General features: G+C 46.4%; 12 protein-coding genes. 6 read left to right on the top strand and 6 right to left on the bottom strand.

All coding sequences use genetic code 11. The features are described from left to right. Positions 1–161 precede the first annotated feature (161 nt). From EIZ48_RS01820 to EIZ48_RS01835, 4 genes are all read left to right on the top strand, one after another. Positions 162–2,276, top strand: coding sequence for a peptidase domain-containing ABC transporter (locus EIZ48_RS01820; RefSeq protein WP_338046887.1), 2,115 nt, complete (start codon positions 162–164; stop codon positions 2,274–2,276). Continuing rightward, complete coding sequence (locus tag EIZ48_RS01825) at positions 2,276–3,661, top strand: HlyD family type I secretion periplasmic adaptor subunit (protein WP_192928420.1); 1,386 nt, start codon at positions 2,276–2,278, stop codon at positions 3,659–3,661. The genes EIZ48_RS01820 and EIZ48_RS01825 overlap by 1 nt, the downstream gene beginning before the upstream one ends. A gap of 23 nt (positions 3,662–3,684) precedes the next feature. Continuing rightward, the gene (locus EIZ48_RS01830) at positions 3,685–5,814 is read left to right on the top strand and encodes a type I secretion system permease/ATPase (RefSeq protein WP_160648511.1); all 2,130 of its coding nucleotides are present in this window, start codon (positions 3,685–3,687) and stop codon (positions 5,812–5,814) included. A gap of 324 nt (positions 5,815–6,138) precedes the next feature. Further along, complete coding sequence (locus EIZ48_RS01835; protein ID WP_160648410.1) at positions 6,139–6,699, top strand: nucleoside 2-deoxyribosyltransferase; 561 nt, start codon at positions 6,139–6,141, stop codon at positions 6,697–6,699. Positions 6,700–6,889: 190 nt separating this feature from the next. On the opposite strand, the gene EIZ48_RS01840 is transcribed toward EIZ48_RS01835, so the two are convergent. From EIZ48_RS01840 to EIZ48_RS01865, 5 genes are all read right to left on the bottom strand, one after another. Continuing rightward, positions 6,890–9,163, bottom strand: coding sequence for a cytochrome c peroxidase (locus EIZ48_RS01840; RefSeq protein WP_160648411.1), 2,274 nt, complete (start codon positions 9,161–9,163; stop codon positions 6,890–6,892). Between the two features lie 699 nt (positions 9,164–9,862). After that, on the bottom strand, positions 9,863–10,099 hold the full coding sequence (locus tag EIZ48_RS01850) for an HP1242/YdcH family protein (protein WP_160648413.1): 237 nt from the start codon (positions 10,097–10,099) through the stop codon (positions 9,863–9,865). 271 nt (positions 10,100–10,370) lie between these two features. Continuing rightward, positions 10,371–11,594: a sodium/glutamate symporter gene (gene gltS, locus EIZ48_RS01855; protein WP_160648414.1), complete on the bottom strand. Its 1,224-nt coding sequence runs from the start codon at positions 11,592–11,594 to the stop codon at positions 10,371–10,373. A 719-nt stretch (positions 11,595–12,313) separates the two neighbouring features. Next, positions 12,314–12,649: a hypothetical protein gene (locus tag EIZ48_RS01860; RefSeq protein ID WP_160648415.1), complete on the bottom strand. Its 336-nt coding sequence runs from the start codon at positions 12,647–12,649 to the stop codon at positions 12,314–12,316. A 90-nt stretch (positions 12,650–12,739) separates the two neighbouring features. Beyond that, positions 12,740–15,904 carry a sensor domain-containing protein gene (locus EIZ48_RS01865; RefSeq protein ID WP_160648416.1) on the bottom strand — a complete coding sequence of 1,055 codons (3,165 nt, stop codon included), beginning with the start codon at positions 15,902–15,904 and terminating at the stop codon, positions 12,740–12,742. 427 nt (positions 15,905–16,331) lie between these two features. Between EIZ48_RS01865 and EIZ48_RS01870 the strand changes: the two genes are divergently transcribed. Both EIZ48_RS01870 and EIZ48_RS01875 read left to right on the top strand, forming a co-directional pair. Next, complete coding sequence (locus EIZ48_RS01870; protein ID WP_160648417.1) at positions 16,332–16,703, top strand: diacylglycerol kinase; 372 nt, start codon at positions 16,332–16,334, stop codon at positions 16,701–16,703. A 27-nt stretch (positions 16,704–16,730) separates the two neighbouring features. Further along, positions 16,731–18,686 carry an LTA synthase family protein gene (locus tag EIZ48_RS01875; protein ID WP_160648418.1) on the top strand — a complete coding sequence of 652 codons (1,956 nt, stop codon included), beginning with the start codon at positions 16,731–16,733 and terminating at the stop codon, positions 18,684–18,686. Positions 18,687–18,757: 71 nt separating this feature from the next. On the opposite strand, the gene EIZ48_RS01880 is transcribed toward EIZ48_RS01875, so the two are convergent. After that, positions 18,758–19,444: a type 1 glutamine amidotransferase domain-containing protein gene (locus EIZ48_RS01880; protein WP_192928421.1), complete on the bottom strand. Its 687-nt coding sequence runs from the start codon at positions 19,442–19,444 to the stop codon at positions 18,758–18,760. Positions 19,445–19,474: the final 30 nt, after the last annotated feature.

Raw genomic sequence — 19,474 nt, forward strand, 5'->3', positions numbered from 1 at the left:
AGACTTGAAATTGCTTTCTAATCAGTCAGCTTTAAAGTTACTGGGCATGTTCATTTGAATATGTCTGATAACGCAAGTTTGTCTTGTCTTTTTGTACCACCTCCCATGGAGGTGGTTTTTTTTATTCAGTACAGATAAAAAATATCAGGTATTTAAGAGTTGTGAATTCATTATCAGGCTCCGGGTTGAAACAATCGGCGTTAGCCTGCAGTCGGTTGTTGCTGCAACTGGCTGGGATTGAGCTGAAAAAGGACGAGGGAGATCCAGCGCTCGAACTGCCGTTAAAAAAGCTCGTTCAGCAATATGGCAGAGCGCATGGGATCAACCTGAGCTTAGGTCGGTTGAAGTGCGCCGACATTTCGCAGCAGCATCTTCCGCTGGCGTACCGTAAAGTAAATGGGGATTTCGTCGTATTGGCGCGGATTTCTGATGAGCAGGCGTTGATTCAGGCTTCTGATGCAGTGTCGCCGCAGGTTGTTTCACTCGAAGAACTCTATGCCCAGTGGGGCGGTGAAGTGGTGACTTTGCAGGGGGCCGCTCTGCGATTTGATGTTTCCTGGTTCATCCCCGAGTTTGTTCGCCACCGGAAGTTGATCGGAGAGGTGCTGATATTCTCGCTGATGTTGCAGTTGCTGGCATTGGCGACGCCGCTTTTTTTTCAGGTGGTCATGGATAAGGTGCTGGTGCACCACGCCCTTTCGACCTTGGATGTACTGGTGCTGGTTCTGGTAGTTGTTGGGGTATTCGAAGTGGTACTCAAAGGATTACGTGAGTACCTGTTTGCACATACTTCTAATCGGATTGATATTGGTCTTGGAATCAAGCTGTTCCGACATTTGCTCGGCTTGCCATTGTTATATTTTAAGCACCGTCAAGTGGGGGCAATTATCACCCGGGTGCAAGAACTAGATAGCATTCGCAACTTCCTGACTGGTTCCATGCTGACGCTGTGTGTTGATGTAGCCTTCACCATGGTATTTTTTGGTGTAATGGCCTGGTTGTCGCCACAGCTTACCTGCATTGTGCTGGCATCTCTGCCGCTTTATTTCCTGTTGGCTCGGTGGAGCACCGGGCCCTTGCAGGTGCGTATCGAACGCCAGTTCCAGACGTCGGCGATAAACACTTCATTTTTAAATGAATCTGTCAGCGGTGCGGAGACAATCAAGAGTCTGGCCGTTGAGCCTCGTATGCAGCGCCGTTGGGAGTCCCAAACAAAAGAAATGGTGGAAGCTGGCTTTCATACCCAGACGCTGAACAGCCTAGTTAACCACCTTGTCACCTTGTTACAGAAGTCTACCAGTGTTGGCGTGATCTGGATTGGTGCCAGCCTTGTGATGTCGCTTGAGCTGACTATCGGCCAGCTTATCGCATTTAACATGATGACGTCCCATGTTAGTCAGCCGGTTGCCAAGTTAATCGAACTTTGGCAGCAGTTCGTGCAGACCCGTGTAGCGGTCGACAAGCTAGGCGATATGCTCAACCAGCCAGTGGAACAGGATCTGGGCTGTCATAGCCCAACAGATCCGCTCAACGGTGATTTGTTGATGCGGGGAGTGGTGTTCCGCTATCAGCCTGATCTGCAGCCGGTATTGCAAGGAATTGATTTACATGTGAAGGCTGGCGAGAGTCTGGGGATTGTCGGTCCTTCCGGTTCAGGAAAATCCACCCTGACACGCCTGCTGCAGAAGCTTTATACCCCTGAAAGCGGCGAAATCCTGATAGATGGAATGCCGTTACATAGCCTGAGTCCCAATTATTTGCGCAGTCAGATAGGCGTGGTGTTACAGGAGAATTACCTGTTCAACCGTAGTGTCCGAAAAAACATTGCCGTGAAAGATCCGACTGTGGGATTGGAGAAAGTTGTTGCCGCAGCAAAGTTGGCGGGTGCCCATGAGTTTATTCTGCAGTTGCCTTTGGGGTATGACACGGTACTAGCCGAAGGCGGCAGTTCCCTGTCTGGTGGACAGCGACAGCGTATTGCTATCGCCCGTGCTCTGATGGCAGATCCTAAAATCCTGATTTTTGATGAGGCAACCAGTGCGCTTGACGATGAGTCCCAGGCATTGATCCAGGCCAATATGGCTGAGATTGCCCGGGGCCGGACAGTGATTACTATTGCCCATCGTTTGTCCACGGTGCGTGATTGTGACCGCATCATTACTTTGGAACAGGGGCAAATTAGCGAGTCTGGCAGCCACCATCAGTTGTTGGCAAAGGGGGGATGTTACGCCCGGTTATGGCAACTACAGCAAGAATTACGTAAGGAATCCGTTTGATGTTTATGAAGCACTTGATTACCTTCCGAGAGGCATGGCTAAAGGTGCGCAGGGAACCTGAAGCGATAAAACGTTCCAGTGATGAGTACGAGTTTCAGCCGGGCTATCTGGAGATTGTAGAACGCCCGCCAGCGCCTTGGGCGAGGCGTACGGCAATGGCACTGACCTTATTACTGCTGGGGGCTTTGATTTGGTCGATCATTGGACGTCTGGATATTCATGCCGTCGCTACAGGCCGGTTGATTGTTTCCAGTCACTCGAAAGTCATTCAGTCGCTCGAACCGGGGGAAGTAGCAGCGATCAACGTGCGTGACGGTCAGCGTGTGAAAGAAGGCGACGTGTTAATAAGCTTAAATCCTATTGGCGTTGAAGCTGAAGTCCGCGAATTACAGGAAAAGCTTATTTTTAAACGCCTTGAGCAGGCACGCCTGCAGGCACTACTGACTGATAACCCCATTGCGAACTTTAAGGCTCCGGCCGAGGCCTCCCCATTGCAGGCTGCCATGGCCAGAGAGCACCTGATAAGTGAGTGGCAGGAAGTGATTGCCAACCTTGAATCTATCGACGGAGAGATGAGCGTTAACCGCGCGAGCCTGCAGGCGAGGAAGGCGGAGATTGCCGCTTTAGAAAATCTGGCAGTCAATATTCGCGATCGCCTTGATGCAAGTCGTACTTTGGCAGCCAATAAGTTGATCCCGCGGGTAGAGCTGTTGGAGCAGGAACGGGAAAGGTTGGAAATCGAACGTTCATTGTCTCAGCAGTATGCCGAAATCGATGTGTTGCAGGCTGAATATGAGAGCAAACAGGAGGAGCGTGACAGCTATCTTGCCCGGAACCGCCGTGAATATTACGACAAGCTGAATGACGCCCGGGGATCGCTCGCCGTGATGGCCCAGGAGCTGATTAAGGCCAATGAGAAGCATCGATTGCAGAGCCTCAGAGCGCCGGTTGACGGTGTTGTTCAGCAACTGGCGATGCATACTCTTGGCGGTGTTGTGCAACCGGCCCAGCAGTTGATGGTAATTGTCCCGGATGACGCGGTGCTGGAAGTTGAGGTGATGCTACTGAACAAAGATGTGGGCTTTGTGCACAGCGGGCAGCCGGTGGAAATTAAGGTGGACTCATTTCCGTACACCCGTTACGGCACTATTGCCGGTGAAGTGGCCCATGTGTCGCGTGACTCGGTTCAGAATGAGCAGCTCGGGCTGGTTTTTCCTGCCAGGATAAAAATTGCGCGCAACAGTATTGTTGTAGAAGATAGGGAAGTACCGCTTCAGGCGGGGATGAGTATTACTGCGGAGGTCCGTACCGGTGATCGCCGTGTGATTGACTACCTGCTAAGTCCGTTGCAGCAATATCAATCCGAAGCAATGAGGGAACGCTAATGTCGGCGGTCGAACAGTTTGAGATGGATGCGGTGATTGCCAAGGCCGAGCAATCGATAGATCCTGCATTGCTGGCGCTGGTACGCGCAGCTCATAGCTTTAATTTACCGGTAGAGGCATCCCAGCTGAACCATCAACTAGGTCTTAGTGAAGGGGACGTTGATAGCAAAGACCTTTGTCGCTGTGCACGCTGGATAGGTCTTCGGGCGCGGCGCATCACCACTGGTCTTGATCGCTTGCAGGCGCTGCCGCTGCCGATTTTGCTCTATACCGATCAAGGTTGGCTGGTGCTGGAGTCGTTTGATGACACCTTGGTTACCCTGTATCACCCGACGACAGATAAATGCCGTAGCTATCCGTTACAGGCCTTTGCCAAACATTGGCACGGAGAGGCGGTGTTACTGGCAGAGATGGGCGATATCCCGAAGAAGCAGAAATTCGGTTTTAGCTGGTTTATTCCGTCTGTGCGTAAGCACGTTGCTCAATTCCGTAACGTGTTGCTGGTGTCTTTAATGATGCAGGTGATCGCACTGGTAACGCCAATGTTGTTTGAGAACGTGATCGATCGGGTTTTGATCAGCCGTAGTTTATCCAGCCTGCAGGTATTGGGGATAGCGATGCTGGCACTGGCAGTGTTCGAACCGCTTTATGGCTTTATGCGTTCCTGGTTGTTCGCGAATCTTGCCAGTAAGGTGAACTCAGAGCTGTCCAGTCGGCTCTACCAGCACCTTGTGTCGCTACCATTGAGTTATTTCCAACAGCGTCAGACAGGTCAGATTATTGCACGCGTTCGCGAGATGAATCAGATCCGCCAGTTCCTGACTGGTTCGGCACTGACTATGGTGCTTGATCTTGCGTTTATCGGCCTGTTTGTCGCGGTTATGTTTGGTTATGCCCCAAAGCTTACCTGGATAGTACTCGGCTCACTAGCGGTGTATTTTTTGTTTTGGTTGGGGGTGGGACCGGTGCTGCGAGCTCGTGTACTGCAAGAATATGAGCTAAGTGCTGATAATACCGCGTTCTTGATCGAGTCTGTAACCGGGATTGAAACCGTCAAGACTACTGCGACTGAATCTGGCTTTTTGCACCAGTGGGAGCGACAGTTAGCGAGTTTTGTGCGTGCTTCGTTTCGTGCCAAGGTTGTTGGTATTTGGGCCGGACAAGGTATTGGGCTGATTCAAAAACTGACCTCGGCTTTGGTACTTTGGTGGGGGGTTACTCTGGTGATGGATGGGGTTCTAAGCCCTGGTGAGTTAGTGGCATTCAATATGCTATCCGGTCACGTGACTCAACCGATCCTGCGTTTGGCACAGATGTGGCAGGATTTCCAGCATACGCTGATATCTTTGCGCCGGGTGGGTGATATCCTTGATGAAGAGACAGAGGAAGGTTGCGGTGGTTTGGCATCGGTACCTAAGTTGCGTGGTGGTGTCACATTCAAGGGTGTGCGGTTCCGCTACAGCGAGGATGCTCAGGAAGTGCTGCGCAACCTGAACGTTGAGATTAAACCCGGTGAGTTTGTTGGTATTACCGGACCTTCCGGCTCGGGGAAATCTACCTTGACCCGTTTGTTACAGCGCCTGTATGTGCCCCAGCATGGACAGGTTTTGGTCGATGGAATTGATTTGGCGATCGCTGATCCCGTGGCGCTGCGTCGTAATATGAGTGTGGTTCTTCAGGAAAGCTTACTTTTCTCCGGCACCATCGCTGAAAACATCCGGCTGTGCCGTCCACAAGCCAGTGAGGGCGAGGTGGTTGAAGTTGCTATGCTGGCCGGTGCTGATGACTTTATTCGTGATATGCCCCAGGGGTATAACACCCAGGTGGGGGAGAAGGGGGCCCGTCTGTCGGGTGGTCAGCGGCAGCGGGTAGCTTTGGCCCGTGCATTGCTGACCAATCCGGGTATTTTGTTGTTGGATGAGGCTACCAGTGCACTAGATTACGAGTCGGAAGCTGCGGTTATGGAAAATATGGGGGCGATCTCGAAGGGGCGGACTGTGATCAGTATTGCGCATCGTTTGAATACACTACGGTATGCCGATCGGATTTTGGTGATTGAGCACGGAGAGGTTGTCGAGCAAGGTACTCATGATGAATTGCTGTTGCAGGACGGTGTTTATGCTAGGTTATGGAAGCTGCAGATTGCTTCGTAGCAGCCAACAGATGGTGTGGTATTCTGGTGGAAATACATGGATTGCTGCTTCCCTCAATAGCCGGCTTGAGTCAAAGGATACAAGTAAAATATAGTGATTTTCTCATGAAATCAATTGATCAATCTCATCTTAAGATAGAGTAATTACTCTATCTTAAGGCTTTGTTTAATAATGAAAATTAAACTAATAGCTTTTTAGATATGTTCATTAGGGCAAAGGTAAAATACTAGATACTATTTCATTGACGTGTATTAAAGAATGCAATCAATAAGCAGTACGCAGTACTTTAATTTTTATTTATTATAATAAACAACAAGTGAAATCATGAATAAAATCTATCTGGCCGGCCCTGAAGTCTTTCTACAAAATGCCACTGAAATTGGTGAATATAAGAAAAAACTCTGTGGACTTTATGGATTCCAAGGGCTTTACCCGCTGGACAATGTGCTTGAACTTAACGCAAATAATCCACAGGAAAACGGTCTCATGATTGCAAGAGCCAATGAAAAGCTTATCCAAGAAGCAGATGCAATCATCGCTAACATTACCCCTTTTCGAGGTTGCAGTTGTGATGTCGGTACAGCCTATGAAATGGGATTAGCTCGAGGGCTAGGCAAACCTGTTTTTGCTTATTCCAATGATGAGCGTTTTTTCCTGCAACGTAACATCGAAGAACTGCCGGGTGTAAATCGCTTGTCTGATGAACTATTTGTTGACCAGCAGCAAATGACACTGGAAAACTTTGGATTAATCGATAATCTGATGCTTGATGGTTCCGTTGAGGCTCCTATTATTCGTCATCAGTTGGTTGATAAAACCCAAAAGTACAGCGAGTTACTTGGTTTTGAACAGTGCCTGAAGCAATTAAAGAAACATCTAGAATAAACGAGCTACTCAAACCCAGTTAGACAGAATTAATACTGATGGTGATATTACGTTTGATGTAGAAGAGCTGGTTAATGAAACTATGCTGGTATCGCTATCAGTTAATGCCTACTTCAAGCTAAGTACGCAGCAATGAAAAGCCCGATATTTATATATCGGGCTTTTTATTAGCGTTAAGCATTACTGTAGTTTAACGTGAAACTTTTATCTCAACCTTGGCAGGGCTGGAGAATAAGCCATCTTTATCTTTAATTTGATAAGTAAAGCTCGTATCCATGTTCCGCATTGGGCGGTAGCTCACTTTACCGTCACCGTGATTTGTCAGCACACCGTAACGCATGTCAGGTGCTTCAACAATTTTCACAGATGAGTAGTCTAGTGGTGCGCTACCTGCCTTGTCATTTGCCATCAGGTTGATGGTAACCTCATGAGGGTATTTGACTTCGGCATAGTCATCATAGGCTTCCGGTTCTTCGCTGCTTTCTTCCAGGAATCCTTTAATAGGAGGAAGGTTTTCAGCATAACGGCCTTCTTTACCAACACTTGGAACCTCTACCCACTGTACCTCAGCCTTACCGGTACCGTCATCCTGTACACTGTATTCATCACCTACGTGACCGACAGGAATGAATAGCTGTGGATGGTCAAATGGTGCCTTTTCCCAACGAACACGTTCATCGGTCAGTGACTTCAGGAAGGCCACCAGGGCTTTCTTGTGATCATCGTTCAGGTGAGGTAGTGGACCTAGGTTAAACACTAGGTTGGAAGCCGTGCCACCATGGCCAGAATTATCGCCGATAGGGTTGTTTGGATCCAGCCGGCGGTTACCTCCGCGGAAGTAGAAGTCGACGACTTCCTCTAGTGTTGCCAGGCTACCATTGTGCATAAATGGCCCGGTTAACTCGATGTTGTGCAGAAGCGGGATCTTAAACGCACCATCTATCGCTGTTCTTGCTGATGGATCGACAGGCCCGCTGATAAGCTCGCCATCCGGAGTTTCACCGTTTTGCGCCTGGCGAGTAAATGACAATGGATAGCCAAAGTTACTCAGTCCACCAAGGCCGAGATCATCAACTGTTGGTCTTACACCAATGTTCATAAATCCTCTATCGCGGACTGCCTGCGCAAATGTCGGACCTACAGGTCCTTGAGTGATAACGGCGCCTGTGTTTCCGGTTAGGTGCAGAGTTGCCTGGCTAAATGCCGGACCTCCGTGACAGCCGATACAGCGACCTGCATTGGGACCACCAAAGCTACTGAAGATTTGCGCACCTTGCAGTTCGAGCGGAGTTAGATCTTCTCCTTTTTCAAACTTCGAATGGCCGAGTGAGACAAGAGTACTTTCGTACATCTGGATTGCCAGTCCCCAGAATAGCGAGAAGTTATGTTCGATCTGGGTATAGCCATCTTCGTCATGGCGCGGGCTCATCCAATACTCTTCGTGGAAGGCCTCTCTGATAAGTGTACGGTAGTCAGTTTTCAACCCTTTGGCGGGGTAGGCACTCAAATAACCCAAGGCACTGTCGTTTGGATGTACTTCCTGCAATCCTAATGGTATCAAGCGAAGCAATTTTTTCGCCATGGCCTTGAACGGTTTGCCGTCACAGGTCATTTCAAAGTTACTGCCTGGAGGTCCCACGGCCTGAGAGGCAAGGCTTGAGTTAATAAGGTGTGTTTTTTTAGGGACTGTTTTGCCATGCTTCCGATCATAATAAAGGACATAGGCGTCTTCATTATGAGGTCCAAACGGGTCGACACCGTTAAATATGTTATTTGCCCGCCCATCCCAGAAGTTACGGAAGTTATAAACGGCATTAATAACAGTTGGTGTGTTTCGAGGCTCAACCCGTCGAGTATTGAGGTTATTGACGTGGAAGATATCCGTCAGGTTCTCGCAACGCTCTTTGCCGTCTTCAAATTCAGACCCGTAGTGGTTACCTTCGAGGTCTTTAAATTTGGCAAAGGAAACACCTTGTGATGATATAACATCATCAGTCTCGTAAACGACATTGGAATCCCTGTCTCTGATATCTTCGAGTTGGTATAACGGGAAATCATCTTTAGTTAACGTGTAGTTAGGTCCGCCCTTACCCCCTGAAGGTAGCTCAGGGTAACCGTCGTAGTTAAATTTGTCCTGGTTTTCGACTATGGTGCTGAGTACACCAGGGCTTATTTGGTTTTTGGCGCGAATGTCAGCCCCTGCCGAGAAGTGACAACTACCACAGCTCTGGCCTTGGCTACCGGTTTGCATATCCCAAAAGAACGCTTTCCCGAGTTTAATCGCAGCATCATAGTCTTTTATGTATTCTTCGATGCCGGGAACAGGGGGGAGGTTATCGGGAAGATAACTGCTTGGCTTTTCGGGGGATGCTGCCACGGCTTGTTGTATGGAAGCCGCGAGCAGACCCGTTGCTGCGATAAATACGCCTAGCCGGGCGCGTTTTCGCATATTATTATTTTCCATTGTTTGCTCCTGAAAAATCCCCAATGGGTTGCTTGAAGTGTTTATAGTTAGAGTTAAATGTGTACTGCCATTTAATAATGACCGGAAACCACATAAATGTTGTTATTAAATGTGGGAATTAAAAGACATGGAGTAAGGCAAAAATTTTAGATTTGGTGAATTTTTATCAGTGGTGATTAATATAAATAAATTGAAGACAATTTATTATTTATGAGCCGTGTTATTTATAAAACATTAATATGAAAGGTAATTGAAAATAAGAAGGTGTATTACTAATAAGAGGTTAAGCAAAAAAGTGATTTTCCTAAGTCCTAGGTTGTATAAAGTTGAGAAATAAAAAACCGACAGTATCAACGCCAACCGTGGCAACAACCAGCCAAGGCTAACCTAATGGTGCCCAAGATAAGGATGAGGCGTGGCCCCAGACGGTCTTGCAGGACACCTGCGACAAGCAGGATCTGCATCGCTTTATCAACAAAAGTTGCAACCTCGATAAGGTGCGCGGATTCTATCAACTTTTTTTGAATTGAAAATGGCTGGAAATAGCATTGTTACAAATGCTTCTGGTCTGCTGAATGCCCGAATGGCCAGAGCTGGTGCGAGTAGGGGAAGTGAATAACCCCCCGTTCTAACGAATGGGGGATTATCTAAGTAAGGGAAACGACAGCTGCTGCTGCCACCTAGCCTGTTAGCAAACGCCTAATTGGTTAAGATGCTGTAGATTCTGTCCTTCAGTTGAGCCCGTTCCAGTTTGAGTTGGGAAAAATGTGAATCTTCAGTAGGGATGTTGTTTCCTTCTAGTCCTCGTATCCTATGGTCGAGTTTGTGGTATCTGTCTGACATAGCTTTGAAGTTTTCATCAGCCATTTTTAGCTGCTGGATTTTGCCTTGTAGTTCAGGAAACTCAATGTAGAGTGCGTGATTTTCACCTAACATCTTAATACTCCATACTATTTGTGTGTGAAGCCCTGCTTTTTCTTTGGTTTTGTTATGATCATACCAACTTGCAAAAGCCCGATGATATAAGAGTTTAGTTGCGCATAATTAACCAAATAAAGAATGATAATCCGTATTATTGGTGTGAATCACGAAAGTTTGTTGTTCTGTTTTTATTAATAATAGAACGAAAAATCGTTGATGCGACAGCAGAGCGAACAAAAAAGGCCAAGTGACAATGTCACTTGGCCTTTTTGTGATTTAGCGCAGATTATTGGATGAAGCTGATATAAGTCTGCAGCACAATCAGGTTGGCAATATCAATGAAGAATGCACCAACGATTGGCACCACCATAAATGCTTGTGGTGAAGGGCCATTTCTGGATACCAGTGATCCCATGTTCATCACGGCTGTCGGTGTTGCACCCATACCAAAGCCACAGTGGCCACCGGCGATTATCGCGGCGTCATAGCTCTTGCCCATCAGTCTGAAGGTAATGAAGTAGGCAAAAATGGCCAGTGTTACTGTTTGCACCGAGAGGATCAGCAACATCGGCAATGCAAGCTCAAGCAGTTCCCAAAGCTGCAGGCTCATTAGAGCCATGGCCAGGAACAAGGACAGGGAGATAGTTCCCAGCGCATCAACCGTTTCGTTGTTTACTTTGTAGAGCTTGGTGGTTTCGCATAGGTTGGTAATGAAAACACCGATGAAGAGGGCGTAGACAAAGTCTGGGATGCGAAGCCAGCTTATTCCGAATCCGTCGATAAACTCTTTAACGTGTGCTGCACCGGCAACGCATATAAGCAGGATAAAGAGAATTTCAATTGTATTTTTGGCCGTGATGCGGTCTTCTTCGTGATCACTATAGGTAACCAGATCCGGGTGCTCGATATGGTGATGTTCACCGCCACCGAATTCGGACTTCAGCTTGTGCTTGTTGATCAGTCGCTGAGCGACCGGGCCGCCAATGATCCCGCCCATAATCAGGCCAAATGTTGCAGCCGCCATCGAGAGCTCAAGCGTATGCAGCCCGAAGCTGTCCGCGAATGTTTGTGACCATGCAGCCCCAGTACCGTGGCCGCCAGAAAGCGTAATAGAGCCAACAATGAGGCCGAGAAGGGGGTCTAGGCCCAGCAGAGAGCTCAGGCTAACGCCGACAGCATTCTGGATGGTGATATAGAGGGTCGCAATACCGAGGAACAAAAATACGCGCGACCCACCTTTGGCTAGCAGTTTAAAGCTGGCTGCTAGTCCGACAGTCGCAAAAAACATCTGCATCAGAGTGTCTTTGATGCTTAACTTGAATGAAACATCAATACCTTGCTGATGAAGGATAGTAATAATTACAGCGACTATGAGGCCACCGACTATGGGTTCTGGAATATTATACTTTCTTAGAACCTTAACTTTGCTATTAATAAAGTAGCCAAGAAAAAGTACGATAATTGCAATGAGCAGAGATTCCAGCTCGTTAATTTGAATTAATGAGTTCATGATAATGTCTTTACATACTTTTTTAGACGGCAATTTTAACCCTTAAAAAGCGCCCTGCCTATATTGCAATTGAATAGCAATTGGTGTAGATGCTTGGTTGTTGAATTGTGTGTAATGTTGCTTTTTGTGGCTTGCTGGTTTTGTGTTTTGTGTGTGTTGTTTTGGTATTGTTTTTAATTGTAATTATGTTTGTGTTGTTGAAAGGGTGTTTGTAAATAATTGAATGAAATTTGATATTTCATGAACCACACGTGTGTGAACATATCAAAATATATAAATGTCTTTATATACAATGGCTTAGATAAAAACTATCAACTTGATGCTCATTTTGATAAAAAAAAGCAGATGAACTGTTGATGTGAGTGTTTTGTTGATGGGCGTGCTGGAAATATAAAAAAAGCGTATATTTACTTGCAAGTATGAAAAGTGTTCAGATAGCTTTATTTTTAGTCGGTTTTATTTTTGAAATTTTCAACGAAATATTTTCTTAGCATTCAATCTATCCTTGGCTTCACTAGTTTCTGTTTGTTTTTTGTACGGTTTTGCGGGTTGTATATTGTTCAATTAATAAAATTTACGCTTGGATACAAGTATTATGGTTGATGAATTGAAAGAGTTGAAGCATTAGGGAGGTGAAGTGCAGAGAAGAGCGCTAACTCGCTTAGGTATAACGATTGAATTGCTGATTAGCGCGATGATTTAAGCACGGTATATTTCGACTAAGAGCGTTTTTTAAGTTTCAGCTCTTTTCTAAGCCGCTTAATATAGTCAATGCGATTTGGGTTGGCTGGTGCTGCGTCAACTTTTAGTTGTTCAAGTGCCTGTGCTTCACTTTCAGTCACACATCGACCATTGACCCTGATATGGGGGGCCTTGGTGTCTATCGTTGCTTGCTCAGAAGCATCTTCTTGTGCCTTTGCTATCGCTTCGCGGGCTACACTTTGGTTGGTTGGCTCCTGGACAGTATACTGGCGGCGAAATGCCCCCTTGGCAGAAGGTTGAGCTTTTTGGTCACGTTGTTTAAGGAAGTTATCTAAGTGGTCACTAAAACTCATAATATTACCTGTCAGGCTATTTGGTATTACTTGGTGCGATTACATCGATTATATGCTTGAACGTGGGAAGCAACAAATGCTATTCGCCGATTATATACCCTGACAAATCTGCTCACTGATAAGCTGTGGATCTGGCAAGGTGAGGTACTGCTGCTCAAAGTCTTTTAGTGGCATTGGGGCGCCAAAGTAATATCCTTGAAATTCTTCTACCCCAATGCTGGCTAGGAATTGCTCTTGTGCCTCGGTTTCTACACCCTCGGCAACAACAATCATCTCGAGGTTATGGGCAAGCTCAACGATAGAACGAGTAATCGTAATGTTATCCTTGTTTTTAGGCAGATCCTTAACAAACTCACGATCAACTTTCAGGATATGGACCGGGAAACGGCTGAGATAGGCTAACGATGAATAACCGGTACCAAAATCATCGATAGCGATTTTAACGCCAAGTGCCTCCAGCCCTCTTAATTTACTCAGTGCTGCTTTGACATCCGCCATGATTACGCTCTCCGTGATTTCAAGTTCTAGATATTGCGGGTCGCAGCCAGTTTCCTCGATCGCCATGCTTACCGTCTCGACTATGTTGGAGTTCAGTAACTGGCGAGCAGAAATGTTGAGGGCAAAATGAAGTAAATGGTTGTCTTCTTGCCACTGTTTTAGCTGACGGCATGCTCGTTGGATCAGGTCTTCTCCCACTTCGATAATGAGCCCGGAATATTCAAGAATAGGGATGATATCAAGTGGAGACTGTATTTCGCCATTTTCGTCTTCCCAACGAAGCAGGGCTTCGATACCGCAGAGGTCGTGGGTGATCGCATTCACTTTGGGTTGGTAGTAGAACTGGTATCGAGGGGTGCCAATTGTTTTTCTTAACTCAGATTCAAGCTGGATACGCTTGATACTGTCCAGCCCCATTTGCTGGGTAAAGAAGCAGAATTTGTTACGGCTCTCTTCTTTGGCACGATATAGGGCAATGTCAGCATTCTTGAATAAGGTCTCCACACTATCGCTGTCATCGGGGTACAGACTAATTCCCATGCTGGCAGTAATAAACAGCTCTTTGTTGTCTATACAAAGTGGCTCGCTGATATGATGAATAATACGGTTTGCCATATTGACCAGATTCTCGGGCTCCACCTCTTGTTTGATGATGATGGCGAACTCGTCTCCACCTAATCGAGCGAGAAGATCATCGCCGCGTAGCGAATTGCTGATGCGCTTTGAAACCGCGAGGAGGACTTTGTCTCCGGTTTCATGGCTTAGCGAATCGTTGATTTTCTTAAAATGGTCAAGGTCGATGGCGAATAAAGCTATGCTGCTGTGGCTTGTTTTGGCATCTTCGATGGCTTTTTCCAGATATTGCTGGAGCAGCGTTCGGTTGGGTAGCTCGGTTAAGATATCGTAGTGAGCGAGTTTGTGCAGCTTACTCTCGAACAGTACGCGTTCAGTGATATCTTTCCCTGTTGAAATATAGTGGCTTATTTTTCCTCGGTTGTTAAGGATAGGGGAAATGGTTTTTTCTTCGTAGAGAATACAGTCGTCCTTCTGTCTTCGTGCGAGTACACGCTGGATTGTCTGACCATCTTTTAATTGCTTCTGAACTTCTCTGACATCTTTTTCATCATTCAGTGTTCGCTTGAGAAGGTTGGATGACTGGGAACCAATGATATCTTCGGATTTCATGCCTGTGAATTTTTCAAAAGCTCGGTTGACGTATTCAATAATGCCGCGATGGTTGGTGATGATAATCGAATCATTGCTCTGTTCTAGAGCGCGAGACATGCTTTTAAGCTTTTCCTCGCGTTCAATCCAGTAAGTCACATCTCTGAAGTTCAGCAGGATTTCACTGCTTGAACTGTAGGTTGTCTCGGTTGCTACAAACTCTATGTGTCGGGTCTTCAGATTTCTTAGCTGGATGCGTGTTTTTACCGGCCGCGGATTGTTTCTGGTCTTATTTTCGTGAACGTCGTCAACCAGTTGCCTGATTTGTTCGCGGTTTTTGTGTCCGCTGATGAGTTTTAGAAGGCTCTTTCCCTTGGCAGACTGGTCATTGATATTAAGAATATGCGCTGCAGCTTTGTTGATGGTATTGATCGTCATATCTTGATTGACTGTAATGAGCCCGTCAGGGGCATGCTCCAGTACAGTGGCATATTGAAGTGCAACATCCTCGATGTTCTGTTTTAGCCGCTTTTCATGACGGAGCATTTGCGAAAGATGCCAGGCCAGGACAATACAGCCCGAAACCAATGTCATGATCAAGAGGGAGAAAATAGTAAACTTCACAATTCGCTGTTGCGAAAATGCAAGGTCAAAAACCGCTTCATTCATGTTGATGTGCGAAATGATTGTCCATGGTAGATCTGTACCATCAAAAGGAAGCGTGAAAAGCTCATCTCCTAAGAACCTGTCACCAGAGAAAAATCGGGTAAAGGTATAGAGATGATCCTGTTGGAGGATCTGCCCGCTTTCACCTTTCTGGATTTTCTCCCACAGCTTAGGGTGGGCTTCGAAGAAGTCTTGTCCGTTTGTTTTCTGCCGTGATGGCATGAACTGCCAGGCACTGTCTGATGTAGGGCCCAGCAGCCAGCGCCCTTGGTTATTGATAAGCCAAGATTGTCCGCTGTTCCAGTTATATTGGTTATCCAGCTCAGTCAGATAATCGCGCCCGAGATAATTAAGTGCGATTAGCCAGCTTTCACCGTTGATAGTAAAGTGACTGATAAAGCGAAGCATAGGTTTAATGGGCGTTTCAATTTCACCATTTTCTATGTTTAAGTCAAACTGTGAAGTATAGAAAGTGCCGGGATTGATCTTCAGTGACTCCTGTACATATGGCCGTCGACTTTTATTCTGAAGCTGGCTTTCCTGAACACGATATGCCTGGTCGTCTTTCATATTGATACGAATAACTTCTTGGCCTTGAGCATTAATTAGTCTTATTTGATCGTAATAGGCTCGAGTCTGGGTCATGCGCTTGAAGGTATTGGCAAGAATATCTTTCTTTTCGTTGCTACTGTGAGTGCTGATACTGACTTCATTGGCTTTCTGAGTCAGGTAGCGAAGATCATCAATAATGGGGGCGAAATGCAGCCGTGTGATATGCAGGGCCGATTGGTGAAGACTGCGTTCTCTCTCCTGTATCCGTTGCTCTAGCTGGATCACATCACCATGATAGATATAGAAAGCAGCCGCTGCTGTTATTGATAATAACGGCAGTAGCAGTGCCAAAAAGCGGAGAAAAGCTAGCTTCATATATCATCCATGATGTCATTGAACACCTATCTGCTAACAGTATAGTGTAGCAATGAAAAAAGGCGCATATCGATAGCGGGAATTTATCGTCATGATCACATGAATGGTATGCAAGTCTGTGTGAAGTGATCTCTGACAGCTAGGCAGGAGCTAAGGAAGAGGAGAAGGAATGCGTGCGGCCAGTTACAAACTTGACATGTTTAGTTTCCTTGACAGCAACTAGCCACGAGAAGTTAGTATGAATTATACAGTATGTATGAAAATTATAAGAATTAATATGAAACTGCATGCTTTATTCTGCTTCTAAATTTGGTACAGGATTAAAGGTTCTGGAATAAATAAGTATATTGCCGGGAACTTTTCACCTATTTTCCACCCCAATAATGCCATTAAGGTATATTTATGACGTGTATAAAACAGGTGTGGTGTGAAAAGCAAACAAACAGGATTTATTCGCCTAATCTACGCAACGAAATACTCTTGGTTAGGTCTGTGTGCTGCCTGGCGCAGCGAAGCTGCATTTAGGCAAGAGTTGGTCGCATTTTTGATTTTGTCTCCTATCGCTCTATTTCTGCCCGTATCTGGGCTGGAAAAGTTATTACTGATTGGGTCTGTGGTCGCGGTTATTGTAATCGAGTTATTAAACTCCGCTATTGAGGCTGTTGTTGATCGTATCGGCATGGAAAAGCATGAACTTTCCGGCCAGGCGAAAGATATGGGCTCTGCTGCCGTGATGCTAACCCTTATTATGGCGATATTAACTTGGGTGTATATCGTTTCTTCAACCATGGTTCTTTAACACCCGGTTAAATTACAGGATGTAACAATGACAAATATTGTCAGAAAGCGGCTGGGTGTTATTTACCCAATTGCTACCGCTTTTTTAATTTTCCTTTTGCTTCTCTCGTTTTCCCGTATTGGTTTGAGCTTATGGCAAAGCGATCGGGTTTCTGATGCAAATGGTTGGCTTAATATAATTATTAGCGGTATTCGGATAGATATTGCAACACTTAGTTATCTGCTGATATTACCCGGACTATTAACATGTATATTAGCTGGTAAGGGCGTTATAGGCAGAACCTGGTTGTTTATACTGAGGTTATGGCTAGTTGCGGGTTTATGGCTACTGGTATACATGGAGCTGGCGACGCCATCATTTATTATGGAATATGATGTTCGTCCTAACCGGTTATTTGTCGAATACCTTACCTATCCGAAAGAAGTGTTCGGTATGCTATGGAGCGGCTATAAATTAGAGTTGTTCATTGGCGCTGTTGTTAGCATGGCAACTGTCTTTTTCGGCTGGAAGCTGACTCGCCACCTGGTCTCCGGGCTTGTTTTCCCTCGTTGGTACTGGCGTATTCCTTTAGGGCTCCTGGTTGTTGCACTGGGTGTTATGGGGGCAAGGTCGACGCTTGGTCACCGTCCGCTTAATCCTGCCATGGTTTCGTTTTCGACCGATCCGCTAGTCAATGATTTAGTGCTGAATTCGTCTTATTCAATGGTGTTTGCCGTGAAGCAAATGTCAGCGGAAGATAGCGCGAGCAAATATTACGACAGCATGGATCGTGACGATGTTATAGATCTTGTCCGTCAATCTACAGGCCGAGAGAGCAAAGCGTTTATCTCCGATGACATCCCGACAATGGCTTATCACTCTGCGAGTTATAAGGGGAAGCCCAAGAACCTTGTAATCTTGCTGCAGGAAAGCCTCGGGGCTCGCTATGTCGGCGGGTTGGGGGGCATGCCGCTAACGCCAAACCTTGATGGCTTGATGCAAGAGGGATGGAACTTTACCCGAATGTATTCGACAGGTACCCGTTCGATACGAGGTATTGAAGCGGTTATTACCGGTTTCTCGCCAACACCTTCACGTGCCGTAGTTAAACTGGGCAAGAGTCAGAAAGGTTTCTTTACGATTGCGGGTTTATTGCGAAGTAAGGGCTATCATACCCAGTTTATATACGGCGGAGAGAGCCACTTCGATAATATGAAGAGCTTCTTCCTCGGTAACGGCTTTGAGGACATGCAGGACTTTCCGACTTTTGTAAACCCGACTTTTGTTGGTTCTTGGGGGGCGTCTGATGAAGATTTGTACCAGAAAGCCCATAAGCAATTTACCAAACTGGCTACGTCAGAGAAGCCGTTTTTCAGCTTAGTATTTACATCTTCAAACCACAGTCCGTTTGAATATCCGGATGGCCGTATTACGCCGTACAATGAACCGAAACAAACGCGAGAAAATGCGGCGAAATACTCAGACTATGCTCTGGGGGAGTTCTTCAAGCAGGCCAAAGCATCTGACTATTGGAATGATACCGTTTTTGTCGTCGTCGCTGACCATGACTCACGGGCGTATGGCAGTCAGTTGGTGCCTATTGACAGCTTCCATATTCCAGCTGTTATTGTTGGTAAGGATATCGAGGCGAAACAGGACGCGCGACTGGCCAGCCAGATTGATCTTCCTCCTACGCTGTTGTCCCTTATTGGTATTGACAGTTATAACCCGATGATAGGTCATGATATGACCCAAAATATCGAGAGCAAAGACTTGCGGGCAATGATGCAGTTCTACAAAAACTTTGCCTGGATGGATGATAATAACAATGTCGTTATTTTCCAGCCGGACAAGGGGCCGAAAGGCTTTGAATACAATAAGGATACCTCCGATCTCATTGAACAGGCGCAGCCGCAAAAGATGGTGAAGATGGCGCAAGCCAATGCCCTCTGGGGCAGCCTTGCCTATCAGAATGATTACTATAAACCGCAGGCTGAGAAATAATCGATAAGACAGATGGCAAAGCAGAGCGTTCTGCTTTGCCATCAATTCTTAATTCTATTGAACTCAACTCCCTAACAGGTAAGCTCCTGCAGTAAATCGCAGACGGCATTTCCGACCCCCGCTGCAGATTGAGGATTTTGACCTGTAATAAGCCGACCGTCAGTAACGACATTGGCATTCCATGCTGGTTGCTCAATATATTTGGCACCGTTGATAATCAGTTCATCCTGAAGAGAAAACGGGACAACCTTGTTTAGCTGTACCGCCTCTTCCTCAGCGTTGCTAAAAGCAGCGACCTGTTTGCCATCAATAAGCAGCGTATCGTCAGATAGCTTGATATTGAGCAAAGCGGCTGGGCCATGGCAAATAGCTGCGACAATTCCACCTTGTTCGTAAATGGTTGCCGCTTTGTCCTGTACATCAGGATCATCGGGGAAATCCCACATGGTTCCGTGACCACCAGCAAAGACAATGGCCTGATAGTCATTTGGGTCGATATCATCCAACGAAGGACTGTTTTTAAGTAGTTGGGTCAATTCTGGCGTCGACATAAATCGTACATTAAGTTTGTCTTCTTCGTCCCAGCTACGTGGGTCAACAGGGGCTTCGCCGCCCTGGATCGAAACGATATCGGTTTGAATACCGCGGTCGACAATCGCGTAGTAGGGGTGGGTAAGTTCTGATAGCCAAAAACCGGTTTTTTCTTCTGTCTCACCCATTTGCGAGTGACTGGTCAATACAATTAATGCTTTTGCCATGCTCCAGCTTCCTCTTAGATTGTAGCAATG

It is taken from the genome of Photobacterium alginatilyticum (genome assembly GCF_009910675.1).
Classification (GTDB): Bacteria; Pseudomonadota; Gammaproteobacteria; order Enterobacterales; family Vibrionaceae; genus Photobacterium; species Photobacterium alginatilyticum.